The organism is Natronococcus sp., assembly GCF_047921035.1.
In the GTDB taxonomy this organism is placed as follows: Archaea; Halobacteriota; Halobacteria; order Halobacteriales; family Natrialbaceae; genus Natronococcus.
Window position 1 is genome coordinate 1 of sequence record NZ_JBLRWX010000011.1, and the last position, 23452, is coordinate 23452.

Consider the following 23452-nt stretch of genomic DNA (forward strand, 5'->3'; position numbering starts at 1 on the left):
CCGCGACGACGACGCCGAGCACGTAGCGCCGCCGCGGCGAGTTCGTGGTGGCTGTCACACGGGCCGATGGCCGTCGACCGTCATAGCCTTTCCGTGACGAGGGCGACCGATCGGTATCCGTCGGGCGATCCCGGCGCTTAAGGCGACACGGCGTGTCACTCCCACCATGAATCGGCGTTCGGTCGTGCGGGCCGTCGGCGTCGGCGCGCTCGCCGGGACGGCGGGCTGTTTCTCCCGCGAGGACGACGAGGAACGCGAGGAGAACGGAGACGACGAGGACGCGACCGACGCGACCGAGCGCGACGACACCGAGCGCGGCGATCCCGATCTCGAGGGGACGTTTCGCGTGGCGACGACCGAGTCGACGGTCGTCGGGGAGCGAGCCGCCGGCGAGTGGCTCAGGGAGGCCTTCGAGGAGGAGTTTCCCGACGCCGAACTCCAGTGGACGATCCCGGAGGCCGGCCTCGATCACTACCGCAGACGCGCCGAACAGGGCGCCGAGATCGACGCCGACGTGTATCTCGGGCTCACGCCGCCCGACCTCGCCCGTCTCGACGCCGATCTCGCGCCGAACACTCTCTTCCGGGACGTCGACGCCGACCGGCTCCCCGCGGCCGAGCGGATCCGTGACGGCCTCGAGTTCGGGGATCCATCGGGGCGCGTCGTTTCGACTGGGGTACGGTACAGCTGTCTGTGGTACGACGAGGGCGACCTCGAGGAACCCGACGGGCTCACCGATCTGCTCGACGAGGAGTACGAGGGGACCCTGCTCGCTCCGCGTCCCGATCGCTCCGAGGCCGGTCTCGCCTTCCTGCTCTGGACGATCGAAGCGGTCGGCGACGACGGCTACCGCCGCTACTGGGGCGACCTCGAGGAGAACGGGCTCGAACTCGTCGACGACTGGATAACGTCGACGGCCGCGTTCGCCGACGGCGACCGACCGCTCGCGGTCGGCTACTCGACCGACGCCGCCGTCGCCGAGCGGGAGGGGCGGGATACCGACGACTGGGAACTCGCGTTCCCGGAGGAGCAGGGGTACGAGACGCCCGTCGGCGCGGCCGTCTTCGAGGACGCCGAACAGGTAGAGCTCGCCTACGACTTCCTGAACTTCCTGCTCTCGAGCGACGTTCAGGCCGAGCTCGCCGTCCGTCAGTCCCAGATACCGGCCCTCAGTCGAGCGTTCCTCGAACTCGACGAGACGTTCGAGGAAACGGCGGCGGTCCCGTCCGAACCCGTTTCGGTGGGCTACGATCGACTCCGCTCCGACCTCGAGCGGTGGCTCGACGGCTGGAGTGAGACGATCGGTCAGTGACGAATCCCGACGGTTCCGCTCGAGTGGGAACCGGCCACCCGACTGAAGTACCAGCGTGATCCAGCGGTGAACGAACGGGTCCTCGAGCGGGCTCCCCGCTCGAGGCTCGAGGAACCACATGAACGAATACAGCGTCCTCATCGCAATCGCGAACACGGCAACGTTGCTCACCGGCGGCGCGGTCGCGGCGCTCGCCTACCGCGCGTTCCGGCGAACCGGAGCCGGACCGCTCCGGGCGGTCGCCGTCGGGTTCGGACTGCTCGTCGCCGGCTCGGTCCTCGGCGGAGCGATCCACCTCGTCGGCGGGCGGATCGCGCTCGGCGTCGCCGTCCAGAGCTCGTTCACCGCCGGGGGCTGTGCGGTGCTGCTGTACTCGCTGTACGCGGAGACGCCGACGACGACCGTCACGGTGCGAAAGTCGACCTGATCGGTCGTCGACCGGGATCGTCGGCGGACGCCACCGAATCCGCTCGCTCGAGCCCGGCTATAGTAGCCACTGAAAGTCAGTGCGCACCCGATCGCACAGCAGTCGTGCGATCGGTGTGCAAACAGTTTCAGTTGTTACTATAGAGCCGCGACCGGAACCGATCGAGCCCGACCTCGAGCATGTCGGGACTGACGGGCTGGAACTCGCCGTCGTCGGGGAGGTACTCCCGCACCGAGTCCCAGCTATCCCGGGCGTAGCGCTCGTCGAGCAGCACCCGGACGCCGACGTCCTCGGCCGAACGGATGACCCTGCCGACGGCCTGTCTGGACTTTCGAACCGCGGGGATGGTCAGGGCGTACTCGAACCCGTCGCCGAAGGCGTCGTCGTAGGCCCGGCGCACGGCCGTCGTCCGCGGGCTCGAGGTGTTGACGATCGGGACGCCACAGACCACGGCGGCCGCGAGGCGGTCGCCGCTGTAGTCGACGCCCTCGGTGAGCGTCCCTCGCAGGCTCGTGACCAGCACCTTGCCCTCGCCCGCGAAGAAGTCGCTCTTGAGCGACTGGGTCGTCTCGTCGTCGCTGGCGGAATCGAGCAGAACCGGTTTCTCGATCCGGTCCTCGAGGGCGCCCGCGATCCACTCGGCCTCCGCGTAGCTTGGCATCCCGACGAGCACGTTGCCGGGAAGGCGGGCGACCGACGCGACGGCGTCGGCGTAGTGGGTCCGCGTCGAGTTGGTCTCGCCAGGTCGCCCCCGGTTGTCGTAGGTGTACTTCGGCGCGGCGACCGCGAAGCTCTCGCGGTTCTCCTCGGGAAAGTGCAGCCCGTACCGGCGTTCGACCACCGGTCGGTCCTCCTCGTCGGCGAGGTAGTCGAGTCCCGTCACCTCGGTGAACGCGTCGACGGGCTCGAGGGTCGCGCTCATCAGGATCCCGCCGCCGAACGCCGCCAGCCGATCGCCGATCGCCTCGCTGGGGACGCAGTTGTGCAGGGCGAGCCGGGCGGTGTAGGCCCGTCGCCAGGAGTCGGCGGGCTCGGTCTCGTCCCAGGTGCGCTCGAGTTCGATCTCCCGGAAGTAGTCGGTGTGATCCCGCCGGTACCACTCCCCGAGGACGCGACCGACGGCGGGCGCCGCGCGGGTTCGGTCCTCGTCTTCTGCCTCGTTCAGCACGCGCTCGGCGACGGCGCCGACGTCCTCGGCCCGGACCCAGACGGCGTCGCTGTAGCCGGCGCCGGCGGCCCACTCGGTGAGATCGTCGACGGCCGGTTCCTGGGGATCCCGGAGCGGAATTTCGGCGTCCGAGAGTTCGGTGAGATTGGACTGCCACCCACGGTGGTTCCGGTCGAGGTGGGCGATAACGCGGCGATCGAGTTCGTCCCGGAGGTCCCGAACGAACTCGAGCGTACGCGAGAGTTCCTCGACGGAGACGTCGCTGTCCTCAAGTTCGCCCCGCACGAGGTCGGCGTCGGCGGTCTTCGAGCCGCCCTGTGCGTCGCGGCCCTCGCGCTCGAACCTGATCGGCTGGAGGACTCGGGAGAGTTCCGTCTCGGCGTCCCGAAGCGTTTGGTCGGCGACGCCGTCGCTGACTAGATCGCGCACGCGGGGCTCGAGCATGTGGGCCTCGTCGCAGACGACGAACGTCGAGTCGTCGAGGAGAGCCCCGGTAAAGGCGGTCGTCGTGGTCGGATCGAACGCGTGGTAGTAGTTGCCGATGACGACCTCGACGTGGCCCAGCGCGGCGCCCATCACGGAGTGGGGGCAGGTACCGTTGCGAACCGAGCGGGCGACGAGGTCGTCGGGGGTCATCATTCCGGTACTCGTGAAATCGAACGGGACCGCCTTGGCCGCGTCGCCCTCGCTCTCTTCCTCGGGAAGGTCCTCGAGGTACTGGGCGTAGAACGGACAGTACTCCGTCTCGGCGCCGACCGCGCCGCCGTCGGAGTACGTCGGCATCTCCGGCGGGTAGGCCGCGGTCTCCCCGGCGGTCTCGAGGAACCGTCCCGTCGCGCCAGTCGTCCCGCTGTCGGCGAGTCCGGTCTGTTGCTGGCGGGCGCGGGCGGTCAGCGTGCCCGCGGTCGTCTCGCCGCCCTCGCCGGTCAGCTCGCGGGTCCGGTCCCGAAGGCTCTCACACCGGTCGTAGACGTTGCCGTCGTCGATTCCTCCTGCACCGGCGCGGTTGTACGGACAGACGTCGGCCTTCCCGACCAGCGTCAGCCCCGAGACGGGGTTCCAGTCGTCCGGGAGATTGTCGTTGATCGTCTCGAGGTCGGCCTCGAACTGGCGAAGCTGCTGTTTGACGCTCGTGAGGACGAAGACGCGCTCGTAGTCGGTGCCGGGGTCGCGCACGAGGTCGATCCCGGCCGTGAGCGCGATCATCGTCTTCCCGGTGCCGCAGGCCCCCTCGACGACGGTGTAGCCGCCGTCTCGAGCCGTCTCGACCGCGGTCTCGATACCGTCGACCTGCTCGTCGTAGGGCTGGGGGTGGCCGAAGATCGAGCGCCAGTCGGTCATTCCTGCCGTACTCATCGTCGGTCGCTCATAGCGTTGACGGACCGTAGCCGCGCCTTCGGATATAAACGTCGGGCGTCCTCGAGCGGAGGCCGACGGCGGTCGGTCGCGTCAGCGGCTTCGGGACCCGGTCGCCGACTCGACCGCCCGCTCGAGAAGGTGCTTGACGGCGAGAAGCGACTCCCGGAGGACCGGGGCGCCGTCGTAGAGCCACAGCAGCGCGGCGAAAGCCGCCAGTCCGAACTGGAACAGGAGGTACGACGAGGGGTCACCGGAGAGCAGCTGGAAGAGGTACCGGAAAAAGTACACGAAGAACTGGTCGACCACGCCGATGCTCGTCTCGCGGGCGTGGAGGTGGGCCTCGTCCTGGCGAAACGGCCACAAGAGGATCCAGAAGCTGAGGTGGCCGTCGCGGAGGTAGCCGTCGAGGACGTCGGCGGGCAGATGCAGGAGATAGCCGAGGCCAAAGGCGAGGCCGGCCCGGAGCCGACCGCGAGAGCGCGCGAGCGCGCCGACGGCGATCGACAGGGGAACGGCAAAGAAGATCGAGTGGCCGATCGCGTAGCCGATCTCGAAGACCTCGAACTCCCAGGCCAGGGGTTTGTCGATCAGGTCGGGGAGCACGGAGGCGAAGACGACCGCGAACGCCTCGAGTCCGCCGGGCGAATCGCGGTAGTAGGCGTGACAGAACAGCGAGTACGCCACGTACCCCACGATCGCGTGCTCCCAGGGCCACATACCCCGCCCTCGGGTCTCGGGAATAATAACCCTTCCTGGGTAGTTAGTAACAATCGGCATATACGTGTCGGGCGCGACGGCGGAGCACAACGCCTTCCCCGTTCGGTTTCCAACTGGCGGTATGACCGATTCGATCGACGTCGAGGAGTGGCGCGCGGAACTCGAGTCCAAACGCGCCGAGAAGGACGACTTCTTCGCCGAACATCCCCAGTCGCCGGTCCCGCCCGAGGACCGCGAGGGGTTCGAAGGGCTGGACTACTTCGAGCCCGATCCGACCTACCGGGTGACCGCGACCGTGACCGCCCACGACGATCCCGAGGTCGTCCTGATGGACACCACGGCGGGTCGGGAGATGCGCTACCTCCGGGCGACGACGCTCGAGTTCGAACTCCGGCGCGAGGACGAGGACCTCGAGGACGGCAGCTTCGAGCTGGCGGCCTACCAGCTCGAGAGTCCGAACGAGGAACCGTACTTCGTCCCGTTCCGAGACAAGACGACGGGCCAGCAGACCTACGAGGGCGGGCGGTACATGGAGCTCGCGGCGGATCGGGATCTCGAGACCGGCGACGAACTGGTTGTCGACTTCAACCTCGCGTACACGCCCTTTTGCGCCTACAGCGAGACGTTCGACTGCCCGCTGCCGCCGGAGGAGAACTGGCTCGAGGTGACGATTCCGGCGGGCGAACGGTTCGAGTAGCGTTGCGCGGGTCCGCCGTCTCGAGCGGAAACCGGCGAGGTGCCCGAACCTCGAGTGGAAATCAAGGGGTTCGGCCCGAAATCAGGGCGCGACCCCGACCGTCAGCAGGGTGCCGTACTCCCGGTAGCGCTCGACCATCGCCTCGCGGGTGTCCCAGTCCTCGAGCGGAAACGCCGCCTCGCTGGGAATGCTTATCTCCCGGTCGGGGATGTTGTCCTGGCCGGCGACCGAGAGGCCGGCCGCGCGGAACGCCTCGCGGTACTGGTCGCGGTCCCACCGGGTCATCTCGACGGCGATCTTCTCCTGCCACTCGTGGGAGTGGACGTTCTCCTCGTAGTAGTTGACCGCACAGTAGAAGGTGCCGCCCGGCCGGAGGATCCGCGCGATCTCCTCGAGGGTCTCGTGGGGGTCGGCGGCGTAGTAGAACGCTTCCATCGACCAGACGTGATCGATCGAGTCCTCGGCGAACGGCAAGGCACCGAAGTCGCCGACGACGTAGCCGACCTGCGGATCGTCGGTGTAGTCGGCGGCGTTGCGTGCCATCTCGGGTGAGCCGTCGAGTCCGTAGACTCGACCGGCCTCCTTGGTATCCCGCAGCGCGCGGCCGGCGTAGCCGCTGCCACAGCCCAGATCGAGAACCGTGTCGCCCGGTTCGACGGGCATCCGCGCGAGCGCGTGTTTGGCGGTGTGCCAGTGGCGCTCCTCCATTCCCCTGTCGCGGCCGCTCGTAGCCCACTCGTCGAACTCCTCGCGTACGCTCATACCGACTCGTTTCCCCCAGAAGGTCAAAATCGATTCGGCTCCCCGACCCGAGAGCCGGGAGCCATCGACAGTTTCTTTAGGCTGCCCTAAAAAGCCTGAACCGGAGGTTTAGGTCGGCCGAAATCCGTGGGCATCGGACGAGGGCCGAGCGGGAAGCCGTAACTATCCCGACCTCTCGAACCTTCTCCCGGGAACGATCGGAAGGTATTAGTGTTTTAGGTCGACCTAAAAGAACTATGCACCAGCACGACGACGACAGCTCGAACCGAGCCGTAACCGGTCGCCGACCGTTCCTCGCCACCGCGGGAGTCTCCGTCGCGGGGCTCGCGGGGCTGGCCGGCTGTCTCGGCGAGGACGGCAACAGCGAGAACGGCAACGGCGGCGGTGCCGGCGCGGTCGCGAGCGCCGAACCCCTGGGAGAGGCGGTCGACTCGGAGGCCGTCTCCTGGGACGACCTCGGCGACCTCGAGGGCGAGATCACGATCTACTCCGGGCGAACCCGGGATCAGATCGACCCCGTCTTCGTGGCGCTCGAGGAGGAGTACGACGGGCTGACGCTCAACGTCGATTACGACGACAACGACGTCCAGGTCAACCAGATCCTCCAGGAGGGCGACGCGGTCGCTGCCGACCTGATGTACTCCCAGGACCCGGGCGCGCTGGGCGAACTCGAGCGAGAGGGCGCCGTTCAACAGCTTCCCGAGGACGTCGTCGACGCCGTTCCGGAGAGCTACCGCGAACCCGAGGGCTACTGGACCGGCGTAACGGGTCGGGTGCGCTCGATCCAGTACAACACCGAACGCTGGGACGGCGACGCCGACGACTTTCCGACCGACATCATGGAGTTCGCGACCGACGATCGGTTCGAGGGGGTCATCTCGACGCGACCGAACTCCGGGACGTTCCGGGGATTCATCCAGGCGATGGTCGAACTCGAGGGCGAGGAGGAGACCCGCGAGTGGGTACGGACCATGGTCGACGAGCAGGAGATCCAGCTGTTCTCGGGCGGCTCCGACCAGGCCGAAGCGATCAACAGGGGCGGCGACGACGACCCGATCCTCGCGCTCGGAAACAGCTACTACGCCGCCCGCATCCTCAACGAGGACCCCGACGCACCGATCGACGTGGCGTTCACCGAGAACGATCCGGGCTGTCTGTTCAGCGTCGCGGGCGTCGGCATCATGAACGACGTCGACGACCCCGAGCTCGTCGCGGAGTTCGTCCGTCACCTGCTGGCTGCGGAGGGCCAGGAGTTCATGATGGACGCAAACGGCGAGTATCCCGTCGTCGAGGGCGTCGACTACGTCGGCGACCTGCCCGACCTCGAGGAGATCAACCCGCCGGAGTTCGACCTCAGCGACTTCGACATGGACCTCCAGGAGGCCCAGGATCTCCTCAACGAGGAAGGGATGACGGTCTGACGACGCTCCGAACGGAAACACCCGGACGAACGCGACGGTACGACCGTTTTCAGTCTTCTCGCCGCTCGGGAACGCTTCGGGGGATTTAGGAGCGCCTAGCTCCAACGGCCGACTACGTCCGCGACGTCGACGGACCGGGTGGACAATCTCCAATGAAACTAACCGATCTCGATTCTTCGCGGCCGCTCGAGTCGATCCGGGACCGGTTCGGGGAAACCGACCGTCCGACGGTAGCGCTGGCTCTGCTGAGCGCTCTCGTCGCGTTTCTCGTCGTCTCCCCGATGTTCTGGCTGCTCTGGCAGGCGACGACGGTCGAACTGGCGCGCGCGTACGACCTCGTCGTCTCCGCACGGACCGCACGGATCACGCTCAACAGTATCGCCCTGATGGCGTTCGTGACGGCGTTTTCGATCCTGCTCGGCGTCCCCCTCGCGATACTGACAACCAGAACCGACCTCCCGTATCCGCGCGTCTGGACCATCGTCGCCGCACTTCCGCTCGTGATCCCGAGCTACATCGGTGCGATCGCGTTCGCCGGGATGTTCGGTCCTGGCGGCGAGGTCGATTCGCTGTTCGGCGCGACGATCCCCCGCATCGACGGGCTCTCGGGTGCAGTCCTGATTATCACGCTGTACACCTATCCGTACGTGTTCCTCACGACTCGGGCCGCGTTGCTGTCGATGGACAACTCGATCGTCGACGCCGCACGAACGCTCAACGCCGGTCCCCTCGAGGCGTTCCGGCGCGTCACGTTCCCACAGATCCGGCCGGGAATCGCGGCCGGTGCATTGCTCGCTGCCCTCTACGCCGTCTCGGACTTCGGGACGCCGGCGTTCATGCAGGCCGACGTCTTCACGAGCACGATCTACTGGGAGTTCAGCGGCTTCGCCGTCGAGTACGCCGCGTTGCTCGCCCTGCAGCTGATCGCGATCGTCGCCATTGTGCTGGTCATCGAGGCCGGGATCGGCCGCGACGAAGACGTCAGCGGCGGCGCGGCGAAGGGAAGCGTCATCCGCCTCGGACGCTGGAAGTGGCCCGCGATGGGGTTCGTCTCGTTTATCGGCTTTCTCACGCTCGTCGTCCCCGTGGCGATCTTTACGAACTGGCTGTTTCGCAGCGAGGGCGACCCCATCCCCTCGCTCGAGTTTCAGCCCGAGTTCGCGTTCAACTCGGTGTATCTCGCCCTGCTCGCCGCGCTGGTCGCGTGTCTGTTCGCGCTGCCGGTCGCGTACTACTCCGGGCGGTCGAACTCGCTGGTTTCGCGGATCCTCGAGCGGGTGACCTACGTCGGCTTCGCCGTTCCCGGCGTCGTTATCGGCCTCGCGCTCGTCTTCCTCGGCACCAGAACCCTGCCCTCGTTCTACCGAGAGGGCGTCGCCCTGCTCGTGTTCGCGTACGTCGTCCGATTCCTCCCGCAGGCGGTCGGTACCGTCCGATCCTCCGTACTACAGATCGACGACAAGACCCTCGAGGCCGCCCGTACGCTCAACGCCGGTCGGCTCGAGACGTTCCGCCGGGTCACGCTGCCGTTGGTCACCCCCGGGCTGATCGCCGGCGGCGTTCTCGTTTTCCTGACGACGATGAAGGAGCTCCCGGTGACGCTGATGCTCCAGCCCGTCGGGATGGACACGCTCGTCTCGATCATCTGGGGCGCACAGGACGCGCTGGCCTATCGGTACGCGGCCGTCCCCGCCCTCCTGCTGGTAGTGATCTCCGGGCTCTCGATGCTCGTGCTCCTGCGACAGGAGGACGTGTGACTCTCAACGGTTACCGTCGCACGCGCCCGATCGTCAGCACGACACCCCCGGTCGACCCCTCGGTTCGACTCGAAAGCCGGGACGATGGCCCGACTCGGGGCGGTCGTCGCGTGCTGTCGGGCGACACATCCGCAGAATTAAGTCGGTTCCGGCAATTGATCACGCAGTATGGAGTACGAACTGGCGATCGAGGGGACGCCCGAGACGGTCCCCGGGGGAACCGGTATCCTTCTGTTGCATCCGAGCACCGGCGAAACGGACCGCATCGACACTGACTTCCTCAAGACCGACACGGACAACTTTCTGGTCGTCTCCACCCGAACGACCGCCCGCGAGGCCAAACAGAAACTCGAGTACTACGACGTCGACGAGAACCGCGCCGAGATCCTCGACACGCTCTCCATCGAACGCGGCTACTCCCGACGGACCAGCGACACCGTCCACTACGTTGCCGCGCCGGACGACGTCGACGGCATCGTCGACCACATCGACGGCTTCCTCTCGGATCACGACGGGAAGCTCCGACTCAGTTTCGACTCGGTGACCGAACTCGCCTACTACGCCGGCGAGGAGCAAGCGCTCGAAGCCGCCGAGCGCATCCTCGAGCTGCTCGAGGAACACGACGCCGTCGGGCTGTTCCACCTCTCGGAGGACCCCCACGACGAGGAACTTGTCGAGGAGTTCCGCGCGCTGTTCGACGGCACGATCGATCTCGACGAGGACGGCAGCATCGAGGCGACGTTTTAGTCCTCGAGCGCGGCGAACGTCTTTTCGGCCCACGTTATCGCGTAGTCCGGCCCGTGATCGCGGTAGGCGTCGGTGTCGAGCGCGGCGAACGGCGCCGGCAGCTCGAGGCCGTGTTTGATCGCGGCACAGGCCAGCTCAGTCGCGTCGGCGAAGTCGGTCTCCCCGCGGGCGACCGCGCCCGGAAGGCCCGAAACGCGGTCCTCGAGGCGAGTTCCCGCGTCCCGCCAAGCGTCGGCCAGTTCCGGGTGGTCGTCGTCCCACCCCGCGAACACCTCGCGCGTGTGAAGCGCCTTCCAGCCGTCGTACAGCGCCGCGGCGACCTGGTAGGTGCCGGCCGGATCGAGCGCCGTCGCCCGCTCGAGGTCGCGGTACTCGGCCTCGAAGAAGCCGAGGAAGTGTTCGGGAACGTCGAGCCCGACCTCGACGAGCGCCTCCGCGAGCAGGAACTCGATGAACGGTTCGGGCGAGCCCTCGACGCGGGGTTTGATGATGACGGTCGGCGGCACGGTCTGGCGGGTCCAGGCGATGCTCCCATCGCCGGGCATTCCGACGGTGAAGTCCGACCCGGCGTAGCGGACGAGCAGCTCCGGAGCGTCCTCCGGGAGCCACTCGGCCGGGTACGTCGCCGGCTCGAGCGCGTCGACGAGCAGTCCGAGGTCCTCGGCCTGAGCCGGCGCCAGCGTCTCGAAGTCGCGCTCACAGTCGACGACGACGGCGTCGGGCGCGTGCTCCTCCCGAATCGCCGCGACCGGGCTCGAGAGCTCTCGAGCGGTGAACATCAGACGAGAACGGTCTGGAAGATGATCAGCGCCGACAGCAGCGCCGACGCGGCGATCGTCGCGAGGACGGCCTTGGTTGGGGTACTCATGTTCGGACGCTATCGGTCGCGTCGCTTAAATCCATCTGTCTCGGCCGAAACCGCGCGGCAGTCGGGCGTTTCGATCGCTCGAGACGTGCCCCACTCTCGAGCCACGCTTCAGGGATATCCCTTTCTCCTCGAGCCACTTCTCACATCCCCGCTCGTTCGAGACCCACCCTACACCCCCGGTTCGACTGCAACGCGACACCCGGGACGAGGGACTCGTGGAGTGGTAACGGTCGTCTACAGTCGAACCGAAGGGGTCGGCCGGTCTACTCGTCGCCGTCGTCGTGCCAGGACTCCGGAACGTCGATGACGTACCGACCGTCCTCCTGCAGCGAGATGATGTACTCGTCGCGGTTGTACAGCTCCATGAGGTTGAGTTCGTACTGGCCCGGACGGAGGATCTTGATGCTCTCGAACTGCTCGTTGAGCTCCGCGCGGAGCTCCTCGATCGAGGGCTGTTCGCCGGAGGGCTCGCTGACGACCCGACCGTGATCGGGCGTCTCTTCGGGGTCGTCGTCGACGGGACCGACCTCGGTGATCGGATCGCCTTCGCCGGCCGCGCTCGAGCCTGCCGGGAGATCGTCGGCCGGGACGACTTCGCTGCGGGCGGTCGCCTGCGCGGAGTCCTCCGACTCCGCCATCGTCGCCGTCTCGCCCTCGAGGTCGGAGGGGGCGCTTGAGGCGTCCGCACTCGAGTCGGCTCGCCGGTCGCCCGTCGACGGCTCCGGGGCGGACCGATCGTCGGTAGCGTCCTGGGTCGCAGAGTCCGCAGACGACGAGCGGTCCTCGGGTCGGCGGGCCGAATCCGGCCACTCGGTGAACGACTCGTCGTCCCGGTCGGCGCTCGCTCGCTCCCGGTCTCCGGATCGGGTCGACGGCGAGCGCGGGTTTCGGCTCCGGGCCGATTCGCCGTCCCGAGAGCCGTCGGTCGTCTCGCCGCTCCGCTTTTCGTCGGAGCCCGGCGAGTCTGCACTCGCCGCCGCCTCGTCGACTGCTGGCGGCTCGTCGGCCCCCGGCGACTCCGCCGGACCGGACGCCGGCTCGTCGCTCGAGTCCGAGCCAACCCAGCCGCGAACGGTCTCGGCCGCTCGAGAGGCGACGCCATCGGAACGCTCGTCGGAGGGGTCGGTAGTCGTTGCCGGTGTTTCGGGGCTAGCGTCTCCGGCAGCCCTGTCGGCTTCGGTCCCGGCGGCCGACTCCGAGTTCGGCGTGAACTGGAACTTGTTCCCGCCACAGTCCGGACAGCCCGAGAGCATCTCCTTCGAGCCATCGGGAAACGTGTGGCCACAGTTCGTACACTGGTGTGGCATTAGTTGCGGGACACGAGCGCGCTGATCAGCGTTTCGTCCTTGTGAAGCGTCTCGATCTGGTTCGCGGGACCGATCACCGTCAGCTTCGCCGTCGACTCGTTTGAACCCATGAGCCGACCCAGCAGCGACGAGTCCTTCGTCTCCGATTTGGGGTAGGTCTCGATCTCGATGCCGTTGAAGCCGGCATCGGGACTGATCTCGGCCATCGTCATCTCGATGAGCTTGCTCTCCTCGTCGGGGGTGAGCCCCTCCTCTAAGATGACGATGTTGCCGTCGTGGACGCCGTCGAGGATCATCCGGATCTTCTCCGTGGAGGCGAGGGTGTCCATCCGCTCGCCGCTGATGAGATCGATCTGTACGCCGTCGTCGCCGTTGGGGTCGTCCGGGTTAGTTGCCTTGGGCACGACTGATCACCCGAAGTACTCCGCGATGTTGTCGTAGACCTCGTCCATGTTCTGGCCCTCTTTCGCGGAGAGCGGAACCGTCTTGTGCTGGGGGAACGCGTCTTCGATCCGTTTCACGCTCGCTTCGTCGAGGTCGATCTTGTTCGCGAAGATGAGAACCGGCAGATCGCGGGATTCGATGATGCCGATCAGCATCGTGTTGACCTGCGTGATCGGATCCTCCGCGCTGTCGAGGACGTAAATAACGCCGTCGACGTCCTCGCGAAGCCAGTGCATCGCCTCGGCGACGCCCTCCGTGGCCTCGCGGGACCGGCGGATCGCGTCGTCTTCCTCCATCTCGTCGGTGAACTCCTCGTAGTCCACCTTCGTGGTTACGCCGGGCGTGTCGACGATGTCGATCGAGACCGACTGCCCGTCGCGTTCGATCTCGACGTCCTCCTTTCGGCGTGCGCGGCGTGTTTCGTGTGGAACGTGACTTTCGGTTCCGACCGCATCGCCGGTCCAGTCCCGTGCGATGCGATTCGCGAGCGTCGTCTTTCCAGCGTTGGGCGGTCCGTAGATTCCGATTCGTTTGGGTTGGTCGTCGGTAAACAGCCGATCCGTAACCCGGGAGATACTATCTTTGAGTCCTGTTAACAGTCCCATCCTTGGCCCTCTGGCACCGCGAAGTGCGTCTGCGCGTACTACAAACTGAATTCACTTAAGCCTACGTCAGACGTGTAGAGAATTCGACTACTGTGAAAGAAAGCCATGAAAGAAGGTACCAAACAGCTCACGAAGCAGTATAGGGAGTAAGTGTCAATCTGAGAAGTGGCCGGTCGAAGTCGAGTGGCTGACTGTCTACGGACAGGAAAGTCAGATCGAACGAACGTTCTCGGGGAACGGCGAGGATGCCCCCCACCCCTTCGTTTCAACTGGAGAGCAACGAGGGGAGGGGAGGGTGATTGGGGAGAACGGGAAGGGTCTGCAGGACTCAAACGGCCGATTTCGGGAGATTCGAGGTGTATACTGGAGGGACTGGAACTGGTGGTGAGGAACAGTCGTATATCTAGATAGTTCAGGAATCAGCTAGTAACTATAGAGTCTAGCTAGTGATTCCTAGCAAGTATATTTCACTATATCTAGTACGGATACTGTTTCTAGCCTATCTAAATAAAACCTTCTACTCTAGAGACTCCCCCTCCCCCACCCCCGATCCGGAGCGTTCCAGTTGAAACGAAGGGGTGGGGGGCCACCCTAACTCCCTCTCTTCGACTCGAGAGATCGATCACCGCCGACGTCGAAACCGGCTCGTTCCCTCGAGGGTCTCGACCTCCGCTGTTTCGGATCGAACGTATCCGAGTGACTCGATCAAATGGAAGCGATTCGATCGGATAGGAGTCGTGAGTCGAGAGGGATGGTCGATCGCTTCGGCAACTGACCGAACGAGGGCCGTCGATCACGAGTATCGGTCTCTCACTCGCTTCGTGCTCGCGGGTCGTCCCTCTCCGGTCGTATTTCGCGGTTCTCACTCACTCCGTTCAGTCAACAGTTCGCGCCGCCGCAGCGGAGGGGAGACGGATCGAAGGGAGAGACAGTTCTCCTGAACAGGACACGCGCTTCATACTCGAGGAGTCGAGAACTGTGACCAACGACCACCGAGAAAACCACCGTTACGCTCGGTCGTCGGCTCCGACTCGATTCGCGCGGGGATCCGTCCAAAAAGAATCATATCCTACGTGAGTGAAAGGGAAGAATTTAATATGGCGGTGTTCCTCTGTTTCGTTTGCATCAACTGGATCCGGAACCGATCGCTATTCCGATTGATCGGCCGTACTGGCCGTTCAAACGCTGTATCACTGCTTTCGGATCCGTCTCTCCACACGAAACGAGGGGGTATCCCAACGACGGATGTCAGACGACAACTCAGAGCCGCCACGAACGGACGACGTCGAGGGCGAGACCGACGGGTTCTCGACGACGCTCGAGGAGGCGGCGATCGGCGACGAGGAACCGAGCCAGGGACTGTTCGACGACCTGCTCAGTGGCGAGCCGATCTTCGAGAACAAGGAGGTGCTGCGTCCGTCCTACACGCCCCACGAGCTTCCCCACCGGACCGACCAGATCAACAAGATGGCGACGATCCTGGTCGCCGCGCTCCGGGGCGAGACTCCCTCGAACATCCTCATCTACGGGAAGACGGGAACCGGAAAGACCGCGAGCGCGAAGTTCGTCAGCAAGGAACTCGAGAGCACCTCCCAGAAGTACAGCGTCCCCTGTGACGTCGAGTACATCAACTGCGAGGTGACCGACACCCAGTACCGGGTCCTCGCGCAACTCGCGAACAAGTTCATCGAGAAGAATAAGGACCGGATCGACCGGCAGGTCGAGTCCCTCGAGGAGCGCCTCGAGGCCCTCGAGGAGTACGACGGTGGTCGCGACGGCTCCGCCGGACGAGTCCTCGAGGACGACACCGACCCGAACGACGACGTTTCGTTTGCAACCGACACCGAGTCGCAGTCTGCGGGTTCTCCAGTCGAAACGGAGGGGTCGGCGGATTCGTCGGACGTCGACGGCGCCGGTTCGGAGCACCCGCTCGCGTCCACGCCGTTTTCCGATCGCGAGGAGATCGAGGATCGGATCGACTCCCTCGAGGAGGACAAGGAGTCGTTCCAGGAGGTGCCGATGACGGGGTGGCCGACCGATCGCGTGTACAGCGTGTTCTTCGACGCCGTCGACTACGACGAGCGGGTCGTCGTCATCATGCTAGACGAGATCGACAAGCTCGTCGAGAAGAGCGGCGACGACACGCTGTACAACCTCTCGCGGATGAACTCCGAGCTCGAGAACTCGCGGGTGTCGATCATCGGGATCTCGAACGATCTGAAGTTCACCGACTTCCTCGACCCCCGCGTCAAGTCCAGTCTCGGCGAGGAGGAGATCGTCTTCCCGCCCTACGACGCCAACCAGCTTCGGGATATCCTCCAGCACCGATCGAACGTCGCGTTCAAGGACAGCGCCCTCTCGGACGACGTGATCCCGCTGTGTGCGGCCTTCGCAGCCCAGGAGCACGGCGACGCGCGCCGTGCGCTGGACCTCCTGCGAACCGCGGGCGAACTTGCCGAGCGGTCCCAGGCCGAGACGATCGTCGAGAAACACGTCCGTCAGGCCCAGGACAAGATCGAACTCGACCGGGTCGTCGAGGTCGTCCGCACCCTTCCCACCCAGTCGAAGCTCGTCCTCTTCGCGATCATCTTACTCGAGAAAAACGGCGTCCACAGCATCAACACCGGCGAGGTGTTCAACATCTACAAGCGCCTCTGTGAGGAGATCGACGCCGACGTCCTCACGCAGCGTCGCGTGACCGATCTCATCAGCGAACTCGACATGCTCGGGATCGTCAACGCCGTCGTCGTCTCGAAGGGCCGCTACGGCCGTACCAAGGAGATCAGCCTCTCGGTGCCGATCGACGAGACCGAGGCCGTCCTGCTCTCGGACTCCCGGCTGAGCAACATCGACGATATCCAGCCGTTCGTGCAGGCCCGATTCGAGAACTAACGCCCGCGACGTCCCGCCAATCCGATTCTGACTCGATTCGCTCGTTCCCTCGAGCGACCGCCGTCCCCCTCGGTTTCGACTCGAGCGGACACAACGATACATCCGACAGACACACTGACCGATCCCGGTAGACACACTGACCGATCCCGGTAGACACACTGACCGATCCCGGTAGACACACTGGCCGATCCCGCTACTCACTCTTATCGACGCCGGCGGCCCGCAGCCATCGCAGCCCCCGTCCCGGCTGCGGCGACGCCCGTCGCGCCGGCACTCGCTCCGACGGTTCCGGCGCTCGAGAGCGGCGTGTCGGCCCCGATCGGTCCCGCGACGGTCTCGAGTCCCGGGTGCGGCGCGAGCATCCCGCCGAGGATCGAGTCGAACGTGAGCCGGACGTAGCCGAGCCACGGGACCCGGAACGACGCCTTTCCGGTGATCCAGCCGGGCTGGACCACGTCGGTGTTCGCCCCGCCGCGCTGGTACTGGTCGTAGTAGGGGTTCGCGTCACCCTTCGTGATGAAGCCGTCGTGGGCGGCGGGACAGGTCCGGAGCTGATCGCAACTCGCCCCGTCGACGTACTCGGGCTCGGCCTTGGTGTCGACCCAGTTCTCGCCCTCCTCGACCCAGAAGTGTGTGCGGTGTATCACGGGTGTCTGATGGGCTTGCCCGTTGGGTTCGAAGACGACGACGTCGCCGGCCTTGCCGAACTTCTCGTGATCGTCGCCGTCCTCGTGGGTGACCACGCCCGTGTCATCGGTGGCGCCGTCGCCGACGAAGCGGTCGTCCGCGACGACGAAGATGAGGTCGCCGACCTCCATGTTGGGTTCCATGCTCCCGCTCTCGACGGCGACCAGCGGCGGCCAGACCCCGCTGATTCCGAACAGCAGGAGGCCGATGACCGCGACGATGGCGACGCTGCTCAGGATATCCCGGACGAGGACGACCGAGTCGTCGTTCGTCTTGAAGAACCACCGGACGAACCCGTCGTCCTCGATCGAGACCTCGTCGTGCTCGGAACCGGAACCGCTCCGTTGGACGATCGACTCGTCGTCTCGGTCGTCGGCGGAGGCGTCGGCCGGAATCCGTTCGTCGTTCGCGGACCTCCGGCCGCGTTCCGGATCGTCGATCCCGTCCGACGGGGCCTCGCTCGGGTCGTGGCGGCGTGACTCGCCGCTATCGTCGCTTCTCTCGTCGCCGGGGTCGGGACCGCTCATCGTCCCGTGTTATACCGGGCCCGGCCATCAAGGTTCTGTTCATCGGACCGACGTGCCCGACGGGTATCCGCTACCCTTTTGACGCCGCTCACGAATGCGAGGCGTGTGCCACTCGAGGGGCCCGCCCGGATCGTTAGCGAGCTGACGAGCCGCGGCTACAACGCCGAACGCGAGGCGGTGACCCGGATCGCGTCGACCGAAGATCCGGCGGCGACCCTCGAGGCCGTCCTCGAGGCGCTGCCCGAGGACGCGCTGGTCGTTCGCTCGGACCACGTCGATCCCGTTCTCGAGTCCGAGCCCGCTTCCGACGGCGGTCGAACCGCCCACCCGACGGGCTCCGTCTCCGACTCCTCCTCGGTTTCGACTGGAGCCGAAACAGCGCCACCATCGCCGCAGGCTAGCGACGATCCAGTCGAAACGAAGGGGGTTGGCGAGAGGAACGAAGACGGCGACGACGGGAGGAAAGACGCGGTAGTGCAGAGCGGTCGGTCGTCGGACCCCCTCGAGCGCTCCCTCGAGATCGCCGGCGACATGACCGGTGAGAGCACCGGAACCGGCGAGTACGGCGACTTCGTCTCGGTGTTTCGGGATCGGCTCGAGCGGCTGGGATCGAAGCTCCGCGGGCGGGTCAACCACCGACCCGCGACGGCGATCCAGTCGATGCCCGGCGGCAGCGAGGCGGGGATGGTCGGGTTGGTCAACGACGTGCGATCGACCGCCAGCGGCCACTGGCTGATCGAACTCGAGGACGCGACCGGAACGTTCCCGTGGCTCGTGATGAAGGATCGCGAGTACGCCGATCTGGTTGACGAACTGCTGTACGACGAGGTGCTGGCGATGGAGGGTACCCTCGCGGACGACTCGGGAATCGCGTTCGTCGACTCGATGTACTTCCCGGACGTTCCCCGGACCCACGAGCCCTCGACGGCCGACCGACACGTGCAGGCGGCACTGATCAGCGACGTTCACGTGGGGAGCCAGGAGTTCATGGACGAGGCATGGAACCGCTTCGCCGACTGGCTCCACACGCCCGAGGCCCAGCACGTCGAATACCTGCTGATCGCGGGCGACATGGTCGAGGGCGTCGGCGTCTACCCGAACCAGGACGAGGAACTCGACGTCGTCGACATCTACGAGCAGTACGAGGCGTTCAACGAGTATCTGAAACGGGTTCCCGGCGACATCGAGATCGTCATGATTCCGGGCAACCACGACGCGGTTCGGCTCGCGGAACCCCAGCCCGGCTTCGACGAGAAACTCCGGAAGATCATGTCCGCCCACGACCCCCGGATCGTCAGCAACCCCTCGACCGTGACCCTCGAGGGCGTCTCGGTGTTGATGTACCACGGGGTCAGCCTCGACGAGGTCATCGCCGAACTCCCCGAGGAGAAGGCGAGCTACGACGACCCCCACAAGGCGATGTACCAGCTGCTGAAGAAACGCCACGTCGCGCCGCAGTTCGGAGGCCACACCCGGCTCGCGCCCGAGGAGAAAGATTACCTCATCATGGAAGAGGTGCCGGACATCTTCCACACCGGCCACGTCCACAAGCTCGGCTTCGGCAAGTACCACAACGTGCTCGCGATCAACTCCGGCTGTTGGCAGGCCCAGACGGACTTCCAGAAGAGCGTCAACATCCAGCCCGACGCCGGGTTCGCGCCGATCGTCGACCTCGATACGCTCGACGTGACGGTCCGGAAGTTCAGCTATAGTAACAACTGAAACTGTTTGCACACCGATCGCACGACAGTCGTGCGATCGGGTGCGCACTGACTTTCAGTGGCTACTATAGGACTCGAGGCGAAACCGGACCGTCGAGGCGCCGTTGAACCGCGGCCCCGGCCCGTAACGATCGAACCCTAACTCCTGAGCGGCGTCCTCGATGAGGTCGGCGTCGGACGCAATCAGCACCTCGACGGCCATCCCCTCGCGCTCGGCGAACCGGACCGGCTCGGCGAGCAGTCGCTTGCACGCCTCGGGGGTGCCGTCGAGCTGGGTGACGTGGACGGTGTCCTCGCGGGCGTCGAAGCTGACGAACCCAAGCAGATCCTCGGGGTCCGAGCCGCCGTACTGGGACTCCGAGACGTCCGCGTTCGGGTCGTGGGTGCCGTCCTCGGCGACCCGGACCGTCCGGTCGTGAACCAGGTTCCGCATCACGTCGGTCGGAGAGTCGGCGATGGCCGCCAGCGCGTCGGCGTCGGCCTCGAGTGCGTCCCGTACGTTCATTAGGGTGTGGTAATGATACCCACAAACATAAATCCAGTTGGAACCCGCGCGGGCTCGAGCGCGCGTCGTCTGTACGGGAAGCGGATCGATGTGGGTAAAAATGCGGGCGATGAGACACAGTTATCTGCCCGCCCTTGCAACGACCTCGCATGAGTCAATCCACCAGGTTGCCGGCGGACCGCGAGGTGTCAGCATGCGGGTCGTAGCGAAGTTCGGCGGCACGAGCCTCGGCAGCGGCGATCGTATCAATCGCGCCGCCGACTCGATCGCCGCGGCCGTTGAGGACGGCCACGAGATCGCGGTCGTCGCCAGCGCGATGGGGTCGACCACGGACGAACTGCTCGACGAGATCACGTTCGAGACCGACGAGGCCGATCGAGCCCAGATCGTCAGCATGGGCGAGCGGACCTCGGTCCGGATGCTCAAGGCCGCCCTGACCGCGCGGGGCGTCGACGCGGTCTTTTTCGAACCCGGCAGCGAGAACTGGCCGGTCGTCACCGACGAGTACGGCGAAGTCGACGTCGAGGAGACCCAGCGTCGCGCCCGCGAGGTCGCCGCGGATCTCGACGAAACCGTGCCGGTGATCACCGGCTTCCTCGCGGAGGGGCCGGACGGCTCGGTGACCACGCTCGGTCGCGGGGGCAGCGACACGACCGCCGTGATGATGGGCAAGTACATGGACGCCGACGAGGTCGTCATCGTCACCGACGTCGAGGGCGTCATGACCGGCGACCCGAACGTCGTCGAAGGCGCCCGCAACGTCGGCGAGATCTCGGTCGACGAGCTTCGAAACCTCTCGTTTCGCGGCGCCGAGGTCGTCGCACCCTCCGCGCTCTCCTACAAGGAGGACACGCTCTCGGTTCGGGTCGTCCACTACCAGCACGGGGACCTCCTCTCGGGCGGGACGAGCATCGAAGGGGAGTTCGAGAATCTGGTCGACCTCCGCGAACGCCCGCTTGCCTGCCTGACGATCGCCGGCCGGGCGATCCGCAACCAGCCAGGCGTCTTCAACCACCTCTCGAAGCCGCTCAGCGAGAGCGACATCAACGTCGACGCCGTCGCCAGCGGACTCGACAGCGTCACCTTCTACGTCGACGAGGAGGACGCCGAGCGCGCGGAGAACATCCTCCACCGCGAGGTCATCGCCCGCGACGAACTCTCGAGTGTCACCGTCGACGAGTCCCTCGCCGTCGTCCGCGTTACCGGCGGGGAACTTCCCAACCAGCCCGGAATCATCGGCGAAATCGTCAACCCGCTGGCGGAGGCTCGTATCAACGTCCACGACATCATCACGAGCGCGACCAGCGTCGCCATCTTCGTCGACTGGGACGACCGCGAGGAGACCCTCGAGCTAACCCAGGGACTCTTTTAGCTCGAGCGCAGTCTGTCCGCCCGCTCCGTTCTCGCGGGGTTGTCCGCCGCGAATCCGTTCTCGAAAAGTTACCGCATGGCAGATTCAGGCTCAACGCACTTTTAGTACCCTCCCGAAGATAGAGGTATGCTAGAACTGGCAATCGTGTTCTTCGTCATCGCACTGATCGCCGCCGCGCTCGGTGCGGGCGGCGTCGCAGGTATGTCCATGGCCATCGCGAAGTGGCTCGTACTCGCGTTCCTGGTCCTGGCCGTCCTGTCGCTGCTGCTGTGACCGCAGGGCGACCCTGACCGCGTATCGTCACGCCAACCGACCCTTTTCCGCCGTTCACCCGTCCGAAAGCCGACGGCCTACCGATCCGAGGGGCCGTCGAGCCGCAGCCGCGCGAGGACTTACTCGTCCTCGAGCAGATCCGCTGTCTCGTACTCCTCGCGGAGCGTCTTCTTGTCGAACTTGCCGGTCGCCGTCTTGGGCACCTCGTCGATGCGGACGACCGCGTCGGGGGTCCACCAGTCGGGGTAGTCCTCGGCGACGAACGCCTGGAGCTCGTCGTGGAGTTCGTCCTCCCCCAGTTCGGCGTCGGCGGTGGGGACGACGAACGCGACGGGCCGTTCCTGCCACTTCTCGTGGGGTGCGCCGATGACAGTCGCCTCGCTGACGTCGTCGTGGGCCATGATGGCGTTCTCGAGTTCGACCGAGGAGATCCACTCGCCGCCGCTCTTGATCACGTCCTTCGCGCGGTCGACGATCTTGACGTAGCCGTCCTCGTCGACGGTGACGATGTCGCCGGTCTTGAGCCACGACCCCTCGAAATCGGCCTCGTTGGCGTCGGGACGCTCGAAGTAGGAGTCGGTGACCCACGGGCCGCGGACGTAGAGTTCGCCGAACTCCTCGCCGTCCCAGGCCACCTCCTCACCCGAGTCGTCGACGACCTTGAACTCGAGGCCGGGGACGACCAGCCCCTGTTTGGCCTGCTTCTCGTAGCGCTCCTCGGCGGGCAGGTCCTCGAGGTCGGCCTTGAGGTGGGCGACGGTGCCAAGCGGGGACATCTCGGTCATCCCCCAGGCGTGGACGACCTCGACGCCGCGGTCGTCGAACTCCCGGATCAGGCTCTTCGGGGCCGCGCTGCCGCCGATGACGATCTGGTCGAGCGAGGAGAGGTCGGCGCCGTGTTCCTCGACGTACTCGAGGACGCCCATCCAGACGGTCGGGACGCCGGCGGTGATCGTGACGCCCTCCTCCTCGATGAGTTCGACGAGATCCGCGGGGTCGGGCGAGGGACCGGGGTAGACGTGTTTCGCGCCCGCGGCGGTCGTCGAGAACGGGAGCCCCCACGCGTTGACGTGGAACATCGGGACCACCGGCATGATGACGTCGTCCTCGGCGATGCCGAGTCCTTGCGGGGTCAGCGTCATCATCGTGTGGCTCCAGAGCATCTGCTGGGTGTACTCGACGCCTTTCGGCTTGCCCGTGGTTCCCGAGGTGTAACACATCCCCGCCGGGTTCTCCTCGTCGAGTTCGGGCCACTCGTACTCGGCTGACTGGGCGCCGATAAAGGACTCGTAGTCGGTGACCGGCTCGAGGTCGGTCTCCGGAACCGACTCTCCCATCACCACGAACTGCTCGACGCTCGAGAAGGCGTCGGCGTCGTAGGCCGCCTCGAGGGGCTCGAGCAGCGACCGATCGACGAACAGCAGCCGGTCTTCGGCGTTCTCGACGATGTACTGGATGTGCTCGGCCGGCAGCAGCGGGTTGATCGTGTGGAGCTGGCTCCCGCTGTTTGGCACCGCGAAGTACGCCTCCGCGTGGCGGTGGTGGTTCCAGCAGAACGTGCCGACGCGGTCGCCGTCCTCGAGCCCCGCGTCCTCGAGGGCGTTCGCGAGCTGTCGGGTTCGATCGGCGTACTCCGCGTAGGTGTTGCGAACGATCCCGTCGTGGGTTCGCGAGACGACCTCCTGATCGGGGTGGAGTCGTTCGGCGCGCCAGAGGAACGGTTGCAGCGTCTGGTCGTAGCCTGCCATACTCGATAATTATTATCGGGGTTTAATAATGGTGCGTCTATCGGACACTTCGTTTACATTGTTTCGAGGGGTACCGTTTCGCGGCACACCTCGATCCGCGAACCCGTCCCTCGGTGGCGATGTTCGGTCGACGAAC

20 protein-coding genes are annotated in these 23452 nt (G+C 65.8%); 10 read left to right on the top strand and 10 right to left on the bottom strand.

Features of this window, described 5'->3' with window-relative positions; translation table 11 throughout:
* The first annotated feature begins 166 nt into the window (after nucleotides 1–166).
* Together ACNA7R_RS03905 and ACNA7R_RS03910 are read left to right on the top strand one after the other, a co-directional pair.
* Nucleotides 167–1312: a thiamine ABC transporter substrate-binding protein gene (locus tag ACNA7R_RS03905; RefSeq protein ID WP_416282238.1), complete on the top strand. Its 1146-nt coding sequence runs from the start codon at nucleotides 167–169 to the stop codon at nucleotides 1310–1312.
* 118 nt (nucleotides 1313–1430) lie between these two features.
* Nucleotides 1431–1739: a hypothetical protein gene (locus ACNA7R_RS03910; protein ID WP_416282239.1), complete on the top strand. Its 309-nt coding sequence runs from the start codon at nucleotides 1431–1433 to the stop codon at nucleotides 1737–1739.
* Nucleotides 1740–1866: 127 nt separating this feature from the next.
* On the opposite strand, the gene ACNA7R_RS03915 is transcribed toward ACNA7R_RS03910, so the two are convergent.
* Nucleotides 1867–4248, bottom strand: coding sequence for an ATP-dependent DNA helicase (locus tag ACNA7R_RS03915; protein WP_416282292.1), 2382 nt, complete (start codon nucleotides 4246–4248; stop codon nucleotides 1867–1869).
* A 108-nt stretch (nucleotides 4249–4356) separates the two neighbouring features.
* Nucleotides 4357–4983: a metal-dependent hydrolase gene (locus ACNA7R_RS03920; protein ID WP_416282240.1), complete on the bottom strand. Its 627-nt coding sequence runs from the start codon at nucleotides 4981–4983 to the stop codon at nucleotides 4357–4359.
* 121 nt (nucleotides 4984–5104) lie between these two features.
* Here ACNA7R_RS03920 and ACNA7R_RS03925 point away from each other — a divergent pair, with 121 nt between their 5' ends.
* Complete coding sequence (locus ACNA7R_RS03925) at nucleotides 5105–5680, top strand: DUF1684 domain-containing protein (RefSeq protein WP_416282241.1); 576 nt, start codon at nucleotides 5105–5107, stop codon at nucleotides 5678–5680.
* A gap of 81 nt (nucleotides 5681–5761) precedes the next feature.
* On the opposite strand, the gene ACNA7R_RS03930 is transcribed toward ACNA7R_RS03925, so the two are convergent.
* Entirely contained in the window at nucleotides 5762–6442 is a 681-nt protein-coding gene (locus ACNA7R_RS03930; protein WP_416282242.1) for a class I SAM-dependent methyltransferase, read from the bottom strand.
* 236 nt (nucleotides 6443–6678) lie between these two features.
* Here ACNA7R_RS03930 and ACNA7R_RS03935 point away from each other — a divergent pair, with 236 nt between their 5' ends.
* From ACNA7R_RS03935 to ACNA7R_RS03945, 3 genes are all read left to right on the top strand, one after another.
* Nucleotides 6679–7863: an extracellular solute-binding protein gene (locus tag ACNA7R_RS03935; protein WP_416282243.1), complete on the top strand. Its 1185-nt coding sequence runs from the start codon at nucleotides 6679–6681 to the stop codon at nucleotides 7861–7863.
* A gap of 152 nt (nucleotides 7864–8015) precedes the next feature.
* Complete coding sequence (locus tag ACNA7R_RS03940; protein WP_416282244.1) at nucleotides 8016–9620, top strand: ABC transporter permease; 1605 nt, start codon at nucleotides 8016–8018, stop codon at nucleotides 9618–9620.
* Between the two features lie 168 nt (nucleotides 9621–9788).
* Nucleotides 9789–10367 (top strand): hypothetical protein, encoded by a 579-nt coding sequence (locus tag ACNA7R_RS03945; protein ID WP_416282245.1) that lies wholly within the window; start codon nucleotides 9789–9791, stop codon nucleotides 10365–10367.
* Here ACNA7R_RS03945 and ACNA7R_RS03950 read toward each other — a convergent pair.
* From ACNA7R_RS03950 to ACNA7R_RS03965, 4 genes are all read right to left on the bottom strand, one after another.
* On the bottom strand, nucleotides 10364–11146 hold the full coding sequence (locus tag ACNA7R_RS03950; protein WP_416282246.1) for a hypothetical protein: 783 nt from the start codon (nucleotides 11144–11146) through the stop codon (nucleotides 10364–10366). The two genes, ACNA7R_RS03945 and ACNA7R_RS03950, sit on opposite strands and share 4 nt — an antisense overlap.
* A 352-nt stretch (nucleotides 11147–11498) precedes the next feature.
* Nucleotides 11499–12542: an OapC/ArvC family zinc-ribbon domain-containing protein gene (locus ACNA7R_RS03955; RefSeq protein WP_416282247.1), complete on the bottom strand. Its 1044-nt coding sequence runs from the start codon at nucleotides 12540–12542 to the stop codon at nucleotides 11499–11501.
* Nucleotides 12542–12946 (bottom strand): DUF2073 domain-containing protein, encoded by a 405-nt coding sequence (locus ACNA7R_RS03960; RefSeq protein ID WP_416282248.1) that lies wholly within the window; start codon nucleotides 12944–12946, stop codon nucleotides 12542–12544. The genes ACNA7R_RS03955 and ACNA7R_RS03960 overlap by 1 nt, the downstream gene beginning before the upstream one ends.
* A 6-nt stretch (nucleotides 12947–12952) precedes the next feature.
* Nucleotides 12953–13591, bottom strand: a complete 639-nt coding sequence (locus tag ACNA7R_RS03965) for an Era-like GTP-binding protein (protein WP_278301256.1) — start codon at nucleotides 13589–13591, stop codon at nucleotides 12953–12955.
* Between the two features lie 1245 nt (nucleotides 13592–14836).
* Between ACNA7R_RS03965 and ACNA7R_RS03970 the strand changes: the two genes are divergently transcribed.
* The gene (locus ACNA7R_RS03970) at nucleotides 14837–16483 is read left to right on the top strand and encodes a Cdc6/Cdc18 family protein (RefSeq protein ID WP_416282249.1); all 1647 of its coding nucleotides are present in this window, start codon (nucleotides 14837–14839) and stop codon (nucleotides 16481–16483) included.
* Between the two features lie 203 nt (nucleotides 16484–16686).
* On the opposite strand, the gene ACNA7R_RS03975 is transcribed toward ACNA7R_RS03970, so the two are convergent.
* The gene (locus ACNA7R_RS03975; protein WP_416282250.1) at nucleotides 16687–17697 is read right to left on the bottom strand and encodes a S26 family signal peptidase; all 1011 of its coding nucleotides are present in this window, start codon (nucleotides 17695–17697) and stop codon (nucleotides 16687–16689) included.
* A gap of 105 nt (nucleotides 17698–17802) precedes the next feature.
* Here ACNA7R_RS03975 and ACNA7R_RS03980 point away from each other — a divergent pair, with 105 nt between their 5' ends.
* A complete protein-coding gene (locus tag ACNA7R_RS03980; protein WP_416282251.1) occupies nucleotides 17803–19419 on the top strand; it encodes a DNA-directed DNA polymerase II small subunit in 1617 nt (538 codons plus the stop codon).
* A 54-nt stretch (nucleotides 19420–19473) separates the two neighbouring features.
* On the opposite strand, the gene ACNA7R_RS03985 is transcribed toward ACNA7R_RS03980, so the two are convergent.
* Entirely contained in the window at nucleotides 19474–19923 is a 450-nt protein-coding gene (locus tag ACNA7R_RS03985) for a hypothetical protein (protein ID WP_416282252.1), read from the bottom strand.
* Nucleotides 19924–20116: 193 nt separating this feature from the next.
* On the opposite strand from ACNA7R_RS03985, the gene ACNA7R_RS03990 reads away from it, so the two are divergent.
* Both ACNA7R_RS03990 and ACNA7R_RS03995 read left to right on the top strand, forming a co-directional pair.
* Nucleotides 20117–21295, top strand: coding sequence for an aspartate kinase (locus ACNA7R_RS03990; protein ID WP_416282253.1), 1179 nt, complete (start codon nucleotides 20117–20119; stop codon nucleotides 21293–21295).
* Nucleotides 21296–21421: 126 nt separating this feature from the next.
* Nucleotides 21422–21568 carry a DUF1328 family protein gene (locus tag ACNA7R_RS03995; protein WP_005554807.1) on the top strand — a complete coding sequence of 49 codons (147 nt, stop codon included), beginning with the start codon at nucleotides 21422–21424 and terminating at the stop codon, nucleotides 21566–21568.
* Between the two features lie 119 nt (nucleotides 21569–21687).
* Here the strand turns inward: ACNA7R_RS03995 and ACNA7R_RS04000 are convergent, their stop codons facing one another.
* Entirely contained in the window at nucleotides 21688–23316 is a 1629-nt protein-coding gene (locus ACNA7R_RS04000; RefSeq protein WP_416282254.1) for a long-chain fatty acid--CoA ligase, read from the bottom strand.
* Nucleotides 23317–23452 lie beyond the last annotated feature (136 nt).

Excerpts from the sequence above, each read along its gene's own strand:
- ACNA7R_RS03905 (WP_416282238.1), top strand. The coding sequence starts at position 167 with ATGAATCGGCGTTCGGTCGTGCGGGCCGTCGGCGTCGGCGCGCTCGCC.
- ACNA7R_RS03910 (WP_416282239.1), top strand. The coding sequence starts at position 1,431 with ATGAACGAATACAGCGTCCTCATCGCAATCGCGAACACGGCAACGTTG.
- ACNA7R_RS03915 (WP_416282292.1), bottom strand. The coding sequence starts at position 4,248 with ATGACCGACTGGCGCTCGATCTTCGGCCACCCCCAGCCCTACGACGAG.
- ACNA7R_RS03920 (WP_416282240.1), bottom strand. The coding sequence starts at position 4,983 with ATGTGGCCCTGGGAGCACGCGATCGTGGGGTACGTGGCGTACTCGCTG.
- ACNA7R_RS03925 (WP_416282241.1), top strand. The coding sequence starts at position 5,105 with ATGACCGATTCGATCGACGTCGAGGAGTGGCGCGCGGAACTCGAGTCC.
- ACNA7R_RS03930 (WP_416282242.1), bottom strand. The coding sequence starts at position 6,442 with ATGAGCGTACGCGAGGAGTTCGACGAGTGGGCTACGAGCGGCCGCGAC.
- ACNA7R_RS03935 (WP_416282243.1), top strand. The coding sequence starts at position 6,679 with ATGCACCAGCACGACGACGACAGCTCGAACCGAGCCGTAACCGGTCGC.
- ACNA7R_RS03940 (WP_416282244.1), top strand. The coding sequence starts at position 8,016 with ATGAAACTAACCGATCTCGATTCTTCGCGGCCGCTCGAGTCGATCCGG.
- ACNA7R_RS03945 (WP_416282245.1), top strand. The coding sequence starts at position 9,789 with ATGGAGTACGAACTGGCGATCGAGGGGACGCCCGAGACGGTCCCCGGG.
- ACNA7R_RS03950 (WP_416282246.1), bottom strand. The coding sequence starts at position 11,146 with ATGTTCACCGCTCGAGAGCTCTCGAGCCCGGTCGCGGCGATTCGGGAG.
- ACNA7R_RS03955 (WP_416282247.1), bottom strand. The coding sequence starts at position 12,542 with ATGCCACACCAGTGTACGAACTGTGGCCACACGTTTCCCGATGGCTCG.
- ACNA7R_RS03965 (WP_278301256.1), bottom strand. The coding sequence starts at position 13,591 with ATGGGACTGTTAACAGGACTCAAAGATAGTATCTCCCGGGTTACGGAT.
- ACNA7R_RS03970 (WP_416282249.1), top strand. The coding sequence starts at position 14,837 with ATGTCAGACGACAACTCAGAGCCGCCACGAACGGACGACGTCGAGGGC.
- ACNA7R_RS03975 (WP_416282250.1), bottom strand. The coding sequence starts at position 17,697 with ATGAGCGGTCCCGACCCCGGCGACGAGAGAAGCGACGATAGCGGCGAG.
- ACNA7R_RS03985 (WP_416282252.1), bottom strand. The coding sequence starts at position 19,923 with ATGAACGTACGGGACGCACTCGAGGCCGACGCCGACGCGCTGGCGGCC.
- ACNA7R_RS03990 (WP_416282253.1), top strand. The coding sequence starts at position 20,117 with ATGCGGGTCGTAGCGAAGTTCGGCGGCACGAGCCTCGGCAGCGGCGAT.
- ACNA7R_RS03995 (WP_005554807.1), top strand. The coding sequence starts at position 21,422 with ATGCTAGAACTGGCAATCGTGTTCTTCGTCATCGCACTGATCGCCGCC.
- ACNA7R_RS04000 (WP_416282254.1), bottom strand. The coding sequence starts at position 23,316 with ATGGCAGGCTACGACCAGACGCTGCAACCGTTCCTCTGGCGCGCCGAA.